Source organism: Streptomyces sp. ALB3, from assembly GCF_044385685.1.
In the GTDB taxonomy this organism is placed as follows: domain Bacteria; phylum Actinomycetota; class Actinomycetes; order Streptomycetales; family Streptomycetaceae; genus Streptomyces.
Map to the genome: position 1 here is coordinate 68,967 of NZ_JBISCE010000028.1, position 10,533 is coordinate 79,499.

Annotated in this window: 9 protein-coding genes; 8 read left to right on the plus strand and 1 reads right to left on the minus strand. The window is 70.8% G+C overall.

From position 1 onward, the window contains the following. The first annotated feature begins 18 nt into the window (after positions 1-18). Positions 19-1,455: an amino acid permease gene (locus ACHFIV_RS18360; RefSeq protein WP_398969883.1), complete on the plus strand. Its 1,437-nt coding sequence runs from the start codon at positions 19-21 to the stop codon at positions 1,453-1,455. 4 nt (positions 1,456-1,459) lie between these two features. Here the strand turns inward: ACHFIV_RS18360 and ACHFIV_RS18365 are convergent, their stop codons facing one another. Then, positions 1,460-2,458 carry a LacI family DNA-binding transcriptional regulator gene (locus tag ACHFIV_RS18365; protein ID WP_398969886.1) on the minus strand — a complete coding sequence of 333 codons (999 nt, stop codon included), beginning with the start codon at positions 2,456-2,458 and terminating at the stop codon, positions 1,460-1,462. Positions 2,459-2,740: 282 nt separating this feature from the next. Here ACHFIV_RS18365 and ACHFIV_RS18370 point away from each other — a divergent pair, with 282 nt between their 5' ends. The 7 genes from ACHFIV_RS18370 to ACHFIV_RS18400 all read left to right on the plus strand — a co-directional run bounded on the left by ACHFIV_RS18370 (position 2,741) and on the right by ACHFIV_RS18400 (position 10,296). Next, positions 2,741-3,895: a hypothetical protein gene (locus ACHFIV_RS18370; RefSeq protein WP_398969889.1), complete on the plus strand. Its 1,155-nt coding sequence runs from the start codon at positions 2,741-2,743 to the stop codon at positions 3,893-3,895. A 5-nt stretch (positions 3,896-3,900) separates the two neighbouring features. Next, complete coding sequence (locus tag ACHFIV_RS18375) at positions 3,901-4,656, plus strand: alpha/beta fold hydrolase (RefSeq protein ID WP_398969892.1); 756 nt, start codon at positions 3,901-3,903, stop codon at positions 4,654-4,656. Between the two features lie 118 nt (positions 4,657-4,774). Next, positions 4,775-6,085, plus strand: coding sequence for a histidinol dehydrogenase (gene hisD / locus ACHFIV_RS18380; RefSeq protein ID WP_398969895.1), 1,311 nt, complete (start codon positions 4,775-4,777; stop codon positions 6,083-6,085). After that, positions 6,082-6,855 carry an SDR family NAD(P)-dependent oxidoreductase gene (locus ACHFIV_RS18385; RefSeq protein WP_398969897.1) on the plus strand — a complete coding sequence of 258 codons (774 nt, stop codon included), beginning with the start codon at positions 6,082-6,084 and terminating at the stop codon, positions 6,853-6,855. The genes hisD and ACHFIV_RS18385 overlap by 4 nt, the downstream gene beginning before the upstream one ends. 11 nt (positions 6,856-6,866) lie before the next feature. Continuing rightward, entirely contained in the window at positions 6,867-7,637 is a 771-nt protein-coding gene (locus tag ACHFIV_RS18390; RefSeq protein WP_398969900.1) for an HpcH/HpaI aldolase/citrate lyase family protein, read from the plus strand. 192 nt (positions 7,638-7,829) lie between these two features. Next, on the plus strand, positions 7,830-9,173 hold the full coding sequence (locus tag ACHFIV_RS18395; protein ID WP_398969902.1) for an MFS transporter: 1,344 nt from the start codon (positions 7,830-7,832) through the stop codon (positions 9,171-9,173). Positions 9,174-9,297: 124 nt separating this feature from the next. Then, complete coding sequence (locus tag ACHFIV_RS18400) at positions 9,298-10,296, plus strand: nuclear transport factor 2 family protein (RefSeq protein WP_398969905.1); 999 nt, start codon at positions 9,298-9,300, stop codon at positions 10,294-10,296. Positions 10,297-10,533: the final 237 nt, after the last annotated feature.

Consider the following 10,533-nt stretch of genomic DNA (forward strand, 5'->3'; position numbering starts at 1 on the left):
TTCGCGAGGATCCTCCCCATGCACCATTCCCCGCACGCTCCCGCCCCGTCGGACGGGACGGGCCCCGCGCTCACCCAGGGGCTCAAGGGACGCCAGATCACGATGATCTCCATCGGAGGCGTGATCGGTGCCGGCCTCTTCGTCGGCTCCTCCACCGCGGTGGCAGCCGCAGGCCCGGCCGTCCTGATCTCCTTCCTGCTGGCCGCCGCCCTGGTGGTACTCGTCATGCAGATGCTCGGGGAGATGGCCGTCGCCCACCCCGACACGGGTTCCTTCTCCACCTACGCGGACCGCGCCCTGGGCCGCTGGGCGGGATTCTCGATCGGGTGGCTGTATTGGTGGTTCTACATCCTCGTCATCCCCATCGAGGCCATCGCCGCGGGCGAGGTCATCGCGGGGCTCACCTCACTACCCAGCTGGATCCCGGCCCTCGCCATGATCACCCTGCTGGCGGGCAGCAATCTCCTCGCCGTCCGCAACTACGGCGAGTTCGAGTACTGGTTCGCGCTGCTCAAGGTCATCGCGATCGTCGCGTTCCTCGTTCTCGGCGGCCTCGCCGTCTTCGGACTCCTGCCGGGTTCCGACGCCCACGGGGTGTCGAACCTGTGGAGCAACGGAGGGTTCGCCCCCAAGGGCGGTGTCGCCGTGCTGGCCGGTCTGCTCACCGCCATGTTCAGTTTCCAGGGCAGCGAGATCGTCACGATCGCGGCGGCCGAGTCGGAGGAGCCGAAGAAGAACATCAAGAAGGCGGTCCGTGCCGTCGTGTGGCGCCTGGGACTGTTCTACGTGGGCTCGATCTTCGTCGTGGTCAGCCTCGTGCCGTGGAACTCCGACGCGCTGGCCGCAGGCTCCTACCAGGCCGTCCTCGACCGCATGAACATCCCGGGGGCCGGGCGGATCATGGACGTGGTCCTCGTCGTCGCCGTGAGCAGCTGCCTCAACTCGGCCATCTACACGGCTTCCCGGATGGCGTTCTCCCTCGCCCGCCGCAAGGACGCGCCGGCCGCCCTCGCCGCCACCTCCGCGTCCGGTGTGCCCCGTAACGCGGTGATCGCATCGACGGTCATCGGCGTCGCCGCGGTGATCGCCAACTATCTGCTGCCCAGCGTCTTCACGTACCTCATCGCTTCCAGCGGCGCGATCGCCCTGATGATGTACATGGTCATCGCGATCACCCAGTACGCCACCCGGCGCAAGGAGGCCGAGCCGGGCGAGGTGCGCATGTGGGCGTTCCCCTACCTCACTCTCGCCACGATCGCCTTCATCGCCGGGGTGCTCGTCCTCATGGCGGTCCTGCCCGGTCACCGGCTCGAACTGTGGCTGTCCCTGTCCCTGGCCGCCGTCCTCGTCGGCGTCGGCATACTCCGGCAACGGCGCCACGGTGACCGGCCCTCCCCCGGCCGGACCGCGGTCGGGGCGGGCCGGTCCCCTGCGACGGAGTCCTCACCCCGCTGACAGGTCAGGGGAGGCGGGCATGGGTGGCACGGGGCACGAACTCGGTCGGCAGGACCAGGCGTTCGCCACTCGGATCGGCGTCGCCGTCGATCCGCCGCACCAGCAGGCGGGCGGCCTGACGCGACAGCTCCCGCAGGTCGTGGCGGACCGTCGTCAGCCGGAACACCTCCCACGAGGCCATGGGAAGGTCGTCGAAACCGATCACCGTGAGATCGTCGGGGACCCGGAGGCCGGCGGCGAGAGCCGCGTTCAGGACGCCGATGGCGACCACGTCGTTGCCGCAGAAGACCGCTGTGGGCGCCTCGGCCGCATCGAGCAGGACGGGCAGGGCCCGGTATCCCGTCTCGTACTCGAACGCGCCGCGCACCACACGGTCCGCGGGGAGCCCTATACCCGCGTCGGCCAGGGCCAGCCGGAAACCCAGCTCCCGCTCACGCCCGGTCGTCGTGTTGGCCGCACCGAAGATGCCGGCGATGCGCCGGTGTCCGAGTTCGGCGAGTACGCCGGCGACCAGCCGGCCGCCACCCTCGTTGTCGACGACGGAGGCGTAGTCGCCACTGCCACCGGTGTCGCGGTTGAGGAAGACGTAGGGCACGTCACGGCGGTCGAGCTGGGCCGGCAGGCGGGAGTCGGTGGTGGCCGTGGCGAGCACCACACCGTCCAGCGACTGGTCCAGGAGCTTCTCCTCGGCCACCGCCTCGTCGGAGCGCTCGGTGAGGAGCATCATGCGGTAGCCCAGGCGCTGCAGCTCGTCGTGCAGGGGCGCGATGACATGGGGATAGAAGGGGTTGGTGAGGTCCGTCACGATCACCCCGACACGCCGGGTCGACCGGGTCGACAGGGTGCGGCCCGCCTCACTGGGCACGTAGTTCAGCGCCCGCGCGGCCCGCCTGACCTTCTCGCGGGTCGCCACCGACACCCGTGGGTCGTCGCGCAGAGCCCGGGAGACCGTGGGCTGCGAGACACCTGCCAGCCTCGCCACATCATGACTCGTGATCGCCATCGGCCCTCTTCCCCTCGCCCGGTGCGCCACCCCACGACGCCGCGCCGCCAGTATACGTATGTGTGCTTACGCGGCCGTGACAGCCGGTGCACCCGGCGGGCCAGGTGCGCCCAGCGGCAGGGCCGGAGCGGCACACGCGCCGACGGACCACCGAGTCCTGCCATCGCGCTCACAGGAACTCCCGCACCGCACGCCTGGAAGCCGATCCGGTACAACCCTTGACATTACCCGGAAGAGGACCTGTCATGGGAATGCATACGTATTCCATTCAAGGGAGCAGTCATGCCCGATGCCGTTGTGTCCGATGCCGTCGTGTCCACCGCCGAGCTGGGGCGCCGCACGATCCGCCGCAGTGACTTCGTCTCCTGCAACCAGGCCTTCATCGACTGCCGCACGCCGGGCTCCGACCGCAAGGAGAACTACGCCATGATCGGGCCCGGCGTCTCGCAGGCCGCCGGCCAGCACGTCAACCTGCGGCTGCCGCACGGCTACAACATCGGCGCGGCGGCGATGCCCCACGGCATCACCAACAACCTGCACCTCCACTACACCGCCGAGGTGTTCGTCTGCACCGAGGGCGAGTACCTGCTGCGCTGGGGCGCCGACGGCTCCGAGGGTGAACACCTGCTCAGGGCCGGGGACATCGCCTCCGTCCCCACCTGGATCTTCCGCGGTTTCACCAACACCGGCCCCGACGACGGCTGGATGTTCACCGTCCTCGGGATGGACCACACCGGCGGCATCATCTGGGGCCCCTCGGTCCTGCGCGAGGCGGAGGGCCACGGCCTGTACCTCACCGCCGACAACGAGCTGATCGACACGGTCGCCGGAGACGGCGTACCGGACGGGACCGAGCTGACCGAGCCCATGGCCCAGGAGCACATCGACCGGCTGCGGCACTACAGCGCCGGGGAGATGAGGCAGCGCGTCGCGGCCACGGGCGATCTGGTCTGGTCGGAGCGGCCCTTCCTCGACAGCACCCTCCCCGGCGGAGGAGCACGGCTGAGCTGCGTCATCGGGTACGGCATGACCGAGGACCTGCACCAGGAGCCCCGGATCTTCAACCCGCACGGGCACAACATCGCCTGGCTGCGCGCGGACCCGGGCCAGGGGGTCTCACTCCACCGGCAGCACGAGACGCAGACGCTGATCGTCAAGGACGGCCTCTGGGAGGTCGCCCTCAACCGCACCGATCCCGTCTCGGTGCGCCTGGGACCGCGCGACATGCTGTCCGTACCGCAGGACGCCTGGCGCTCCCTGCGCAACGTCGGTGACGTGCAGGGCGACCTCATGGTCGTCAACTCGGGTGACGGCCGGGTACGCCTGGACTGGGACGAGGAGGTCGCCAGGGGTGCCGCCGACGCGGGGCTCGGCATCGACCACAACGGCTACGTAGCGCCGTACGCGCTGCTGCCGCGCTCCGCGCGCCGCTGGTGACCGCCGTGCCCGGCACCGGACCGTCGAACGCCCTGCCCCTGGTGGTGGTCCCGGGAATGCTGTGCGACGCAGGCCTCTGGTCCGACGTGGTCTTCCCCGAGGGCCACCCGGTCCGCCACGTCGGCCTGACGAGACCGGACATCGGGGCCATGGCCGAGGATCTGCTGTCCCGCGTGTCCGGCCCTTTCGTGGCGGTCGGCCTCAGCCTCGGGGCCATCGTCGCCTTCGAGGCGCTGCGCCGGGCCCCGGAGCGGTTCCGCGGTCTGTGCGTCATGTCGACGAACGCCGGCGCGCCGCGCCCCGAGCAGTACGCCGCCTGGCGCGCGGCGGACGAGCTGATCGCCGACGGGCGGTTCGCGGACGTCGTCGAACAGACCCTGCCCGGCATGTTCGCCGGGCCGCCGGGCGGATCGGCCGAGCGATACCGGCGCATGGCGCATGCGGTGGGCCCCGGGACGGCCCGCGCCCAGCTCGCCGCGCAGGCCAGTCGCCGGGAGGCCACCGGCGCCCTGCGCACCGCCCGGTGCCCGGCCGTGGTCCTGTCCGGGGAGCGGGACGCCCTGTGCCCGCCGGAGTTCCACCGGGCGATCGCGCGGGCCGTGCCGGGGGCGGAACTGCGCGAGGTGGCGGGTGCCGGCCACCTGCTGCCGTGGCAGCGTCCGTCCGCCGTCTCCGCGGCGCTGGCCGACCTGCTGGCGCGGGTGCGTGAAACGCCCTGCCGGACGCCCGTGGGCGTGAAGCCCCCCACCCCCACCGCGTGAGCGGTGGTGCCGAGCGCGCTCGGCACCTCACCTGTGCCCGGCCGTCGTGTCCCCGTCGCCGGGCCGCATGTCCCCATTCCGAGACGTCATCCGGGAAAGCCCGGGAGAGAAGGACCTCATGCCCCGTTTCCTCAAGTCCCCCGTACCCGCCGGCCAGGTGCGTGCCGCCCGCGCGGATGTCGCCGACCGCGTCCGCACGATCCTCGACGACATCCGCGAACAGGGGGACGAAGCGGTACGGCGGTACTCGGAGAAGTTCGACGGCTGGAGTCCCGAGTCCTTCCGGCTGGGCCCGGACGAGATCGAGAAGATCGTCGCGGGTGTACCGGAGACGGTCCTGGAGGACATCCGTTTCGTCCAGCGGCAGGTGCGCACGTTCGCCCAGGCGCAGCGCGACTCCCTCCACGACGTCGAGATCGAGACCCTGCCCGGTGTCCACCTCGGGCACCGGCACGTCCCCGTGGCCGGAGCCGGCGCCTACGTGCCCGGCGGGCGCTACCCGCTGACCGCCTCGGCGCACATGACCATCGTGACAGCGAAGGTGGCCGGGGTGCCGAGGGTCGCCGCCTGCACCCCGCCGATCCGGGGTGAGATCCCCGCCGCGACCGTCGCGGCGATGCATCTGGCGGGCGCCGACGAGATCTACCTGCTCGGCGGGGTCCAGGCCGTCGCGGCGCTCGCGATCGGTACCGCGACGATCGGCCGCGTGCCGCTGATCGCGGGCCCCGGCAACGCGTACGTGGCCGAGGCCAAGCGCCAGCTGTTCGGCGAGGTCGGCATCGACCTGTTCGCGGGCCCCACCGAGATCCTGGTGATCGCCGACGGGACGGCGGACCCGTTCGTGGTGGCCGTCGACCTCCTCTCGCAGGCCGAGCACGGCCCCGACTCCCCCGCCGTTCTCGTCACCACCTCGGAGGAACTGGGCCGCGAGGTCGAACGCCACATCGAACGGCTGCTGCCCGGCATGCCGACGAAGGACTTCGCCGGGCCTGCCTGGCGCGACCACGGTGAGATCGTCGTGGCGGGTTCACTGGCCGAGGCCTTCCGCATCGCGGACTCCTACGCGAGTGAACACGTGCAGGTCCTGACCGAGAACCCGCGGCAGGCGCTGGACCGGATGACCGACTACGGCGCCCTCTTCCTCGGTGAGGGCACGTGCGTCTCGTACGGGGACAAGGTCATCGGCACCAACCACGTCCTGCCCACCCGGGGGGCCGCGCGCTACACCGGTGGCCTGTGGGTGGGGAAGTACCTGAAGACGGTGACCTACCAGGAGGTCACGAACACCTCCTCGTCGGCCCTGCTCGGCGAGGTGTGCGGCCGTGCCGCACGCGTCGAACTGTTCGAGGGGCACGCCCGCTCCGGTGACGTGCGGGCCGCCAAGTACGGCGACGGCACGCTGCCGTGGAACGACGAGGCCGGCGCATGAGTCACAGCGCGCAGCGACTGACCGGGCGCACCGCGCTCGTCAGCGGGGGCGGCAGCGGACTCGGGGCGGCCATCGCGCGCTCCCTGGTGTCCGACGGAGCCCGCGTGGTGATCACCGGCCGCAGCGAGCACACCCTGGAGGAGACCGCCTCGCGTCTCGGTCCCGACGTCGTCCACCGGGTCTGCGACGTGTCCCGGCCGGACGACGTGGAGCGCCTGGCGGAGAGCCTCGCGGACGAGGAGATCTCGGTGCTGGTCAACAACGCGGGGATCGCCGGACCCGTGGCTCCGCTGACCGAGATCTCCGCCCGGGACTGGGACGAGGTCTTCGACGTGAACGTGCGCGGCGTCTTCCTGATGTGCCGCGCCTTCCTTCCCGCCATGACGCGGCGGGGCACGGGGGACGTCGTGAACATCGCCTCGGTGTCGGGCAAGCGTCCTCTGCTGCGCCGCACGCCCTACTGCGCGTCGAAGATGGCGGTCATCGGCCTGACCGCCACCCTGGCAGGCGAGGTGGGACCCCTGGGGGTCACGGTGAACTCGCTGTCCCCCGGGCCCGTGTCGGGGCCCCGGATGGAGCGGAACTTCCGCCTGGAGGCGGAGCGCACCGGCAGCAGTCGCGCGGAGGCCGAGGAGGCGTTCGTGTCACGGTCCGCGCTCGGCCGGATGGTCAGCGAGGAGGAGGTGGGCGCCGCGGTGAGCGCGATGCTGCGGATGCCGGGCCTGTGCGGGGCGGACATCGACCTCTCGGCGGGGATGGTGGCGCGGTGACGGGGGCGTGCGTGGGACGCCGGTCCCTCAAGGCGCGGCTCGCGGCAGGAGAACGGCTGTACGGGGTCCTGCTGCGGCTGCCCTCGGAGACCCTGGTGGAGATGGCGGGGGTCGCGGGCCTCGACTACGTGGTCATCGACTGCGAGCACGGCCCGGCCGACACGGCCGTGCTCCAGCACCATCTGACGGCCGCGGCGGCTCAGGGCATCGACGTACTCGTCCGCGTCGGCACGTCGGAACCCGCTCTCGCCCTGCGCTGCCTGGACATGGGAGCGGCCGGTCTCATCCATCCCCATGTCGACTCCGCGCAGGACGCCCGGAGGGCGGTTGCCGCGACGCACTACCCGCCTCTGGGGACGCGGGGATTCGCGACGTACAGCAGGGCCGGCCGCTTCGGCACGGTCTCCGCGGCCGACCACGTGAGCGCCTCGCGGGACACCGTGGTCGTGGCGATGGTCGAGACGGAGCGGGCCTGTGCCGCCGCCGGGGAGATAGCCGCCACCGAGGGCGTGGACGCGGTCCTGGTGGGCCCCGCCGACCTCGCCGCGGACTGTTCGTTCCCAAGACGGGACGTGATCGAGGATCTGGTGGCGGACGTCCACCGGGCCACCCGCGCGGCGGACCGGGCCGTCATGGCGATCGTCCCGGACGCCGAGGGCGCCAGGGCGGCCGAGCGGGCCGGGGCGCAGCTGGTGCTCCACAACATGGCCCACGTCCTGATGGACACCTTCCGTTCCCTCACCGCGCCCGGGCCCGCCGAGGGAGCCGACGGGCACTCATGACGCCGCACGGCCGGACCTCGTCCGTCCGGGTCCTTCGAGGGCCCGGACGGCGGATCCGCCGCGCCGGACGTCCCCGCCGGAGCTTCACCGGGTGCGTCCCCTCCACCTCTTGACGACCTCCGCCGGGCTCCTTAGTGTTCGGCAGAAGTTCATACGTATGCATAACCTTGTCAACGCGCGAACGGAGAAGGCATGTCCGCTGTAGCGCCCACCGCGACGGCCGGCACCCCAGGGGCCGACACGGATAAGCGGAACGCGATACGCCGAGCCATCGGCGCGGGAAGCATCGGAAACTTCGTCGAACAGTTCGACTACGGCCTCTACGGATACATGGCGCCGGTCCTCGCTCCCGCCTTCTTCCCGGAGAGCAATCAGGCGGTCGCGGTGCTGAGCACCTACGCGATCATCGCCATCGCGTGCCTGTTCCGCCCCCTGGGCGGGACGCTCGTCGGGCGCTGGGGCGACCGGGTGGGACGCAAGAAGACGCTCCTGTGGACGATCGTGCTCATGGGCGTGGCGACCGCTCTGATCGGCGTCCTGCCGACGTATCAGCAGATCGGCGTCCTCGCGCCCTTGCTGCTCCTGCTGCTGCGCGTGGTCCAGGGCATGGTGTCGGGCGGGGAGTACGTCGGGGCGGTGGCCTTCATCGTGGAGTGGGCGGAGCCGAACCGGCGCGGCTACTACGCCTCGTACGCCTCCAACAGCTGCTTCCTCGGCATCCTCGCCGGTGCCGGTACCGCCGCGCTCACCAGCTGGCTGTTCGAAGGCCCCTCCCTGGACTCCTGGGGCTGGCGCATCCCGTTCCTCATCGCGCTGCCGCTGAGCGCGGTCGGGATATGGCTGCGCAGGCACATCGACGAATCACCCGAGTTCGTCCGCGCCACGGAGGGCGGCACCGCCGTCGTCAAGGCGCCGGTCCGCGAGGCGCTGCGCACGCAGTGGCGGCCGATGCTCGTGTTCTGCGGAGTCTCCGTGATGCTCGCGATCCTGTCCTACAGCTGGGTCACCTTCTATCCGGAGTACCTGACCGGAACGCTGGGCCTGCCACGCTGGATGGCCCTGACGTCCAACGCGATCTCGATCGCCGTACTCATTCCGCTGCTCCCCCTGGCGGGCATCCTCTCGGACCGGATCGGCCGTAAACCGATGCTGATCACCGGAGCGGTCGCCTGCATCGTCCTCGTTCCGCTGGCCTTCCGGGTCGGTGAGGGAGGCACCTTCGGCACGGCGGTGGCGAGCCAGCTCATCTACATCGTCCCCGAGTTCTTCCTGACCGGCATCGTCACGGTGTGCACGGCGGAACTCTTCGCGACGCGCACCCGGTTCAGCGCGAGCGCCATCGCGTACAACAGCTCGTTCTCCATCTTCATGGGGATCACGCCGTTCGTCGCCGCGCTGCTCGTCAGCAGCTTCGACACGATCTACGCCGTCTGGGTCTACCTGGCGGCCGCCGCGGTCATGGCTCTCGTCGTCGTGAGTGCCTTCATGACGGAGACGTACCGGAGCCATCTGGGAGCGGACAAGTTCTCCGGGTGACCAGCGACCGGGCGGCGGCCCGTGACCGGCGCCCCCCTGACGACTGTGCCGCACACCGCGCCCTCCGCATACGCATACGCATACGCATACGCATCATCGAAACACATCGAGAAAGGCAGGAATCATGCCGCTGGACCCCGTCGCCTACCTTCCCTACGAGGACCCGGACGACTTCATCCGTGAGGTCACCGACCGCATCTGGGTAGGCCGCGACATCGCCCACATCGTCGACAACTACGAGCCCGACTCGATCGTCCACACCAGCCTGGGCACCGTGGTGGGCCGCGACGGCGTGATCGAGGGCAGCACGATGCGCATGGGCAGCACGCCGGGACACATCGGCCAGGCGGAGGATGTGGTGTGGGAGGCCCGCGGCGACGACGCGTTCCTCAGCTCGCACCTCGTCTTCTCCGCCGACGAACACCTGGTCGACGGGCGGAACATCCGCATCCGTAAGCGGACGGTCGCGAACTGCCTGTACCGACGCGGCCGGATGGTCGAGGAGTGGGTGGTCCGTGACGAGCTGGCGGACTGCCTGCAACGTGGCGTGGATCCCGACGAAGCGGCCCGCGCCCTGCGGTTCCAGGGGTACAGCGGATCGATGACCGAAGAGCCGCCGAAGGACGTGCTGCTGGCCGGTGTCAGCGGACCGCGGCCCGACGAGTTCCGGCCGGAGTGCGAGATGGTGCTGGAGTTCATCGAGGACGTGTGGTCACAGCGCCGGCTGCACAGGGTCAACGACTTCATGGTCCGGGACCTCTTCCTGCACACCGTCGGCGACCGGACCGTCATCCGGCCGGAGCGGTACCAGAGTGACCTGCTCCAGATGGTCGGGGCGTTCCCCGACGCCCGGTTCGCGGTGCGGGACGTCCAGACCAACCACTCACCGCGGTACGCCGGCCTGCGGGTCGCTGTCACATGGACGATGCACGGCACCTACCGGGGCACGCCGGTCTTCGGTCCGCTCACCGACAAGCCGGTGACCGTCCTCGGTGTGTCCCAGTTCCTCATCCAGGAGGGCCGGATCGTCAGGGAGTTCCGCGTCTACGACGAGATCTCGCTGCGGGCCCAGATCAACAGCACCCGTGGGGACGGCCCGGCGGTGGAGGCCAACATCTACTGATACCCCCGTGCCTCCGGACGGCCGGCCCCACCGCACAAGTGCTCGGGCACGAACGCGGCGGCCGACCGTGGATGACGCTGCGGGCCGGCCCTCCCGCGCCGAGGAGGGCCGGCCCGCTGCTGTCAGCCGCCGTCGGCTTCGCTCCTGACGGGTGTGAAGTCGCGGGCTCCGATGAATGCGGGCCGGCGGATGGGTGCGGCGAAGGGTTCCTGCGCCGTGTTCTCGACGCTGTTGAAC